The sequence below is a fragment of the Vibrio sp. 10N.261.55.A7 genome (assembly GCF_002877365.1).
Taxonomy (GTDB): Bacteria; Pseudomonadota; Gammaproteobacteria; order Enterobacterales; family Vibrionaceae; genus Vibrio.
The window spans coordinates 1-295 of sequence record NZ_MCWZ01000238.1 but is presented as its reverse complement, the minus strand read 5'-3'; the positions used below and the strand labels follow the sequence as shown (position 1 = coordinate 295).

Below are 295 nucleotides of genomic sequence, written 5' to 3'. Positions count from 1 at the left end.
TTGTGCGCTTGCCGACTGAGCATTCACATGATTGCTGTCGGTTGTTGCTGTAACTATCACCGACTCTCTTGTTTCGGTTTCACTATCATCGAGCACTTCAACGCGTACTTTGACCACGCCTGAATCCGGCGTTTGGAAACCGTTAACTTCGTCGTAATCTTGCCACTCACCATTTGGTAGCTTGATTTGTACTGCGCCTAAATCCGCGTCCGAAGCTGTGCCTGTGATGTCTAGGAAGGTATTCACCTCACCAAACGCTTCACCCGAGAGCGACACTTCATAGTTCAGATAGGTT

At 48.8% G+C, this 295-nt stretch carries 1 protein-coding gene; it reads right to left on the bottom strand.

Annotated elements, in window-relative coordinates; genetic code table 11:
* On the bottom strand, positions 1-295 hold a 295-nt coding region (locus BCU12_RS23305), incomplete at both ends, for a hypothetical protein (protein WP_157939877.1).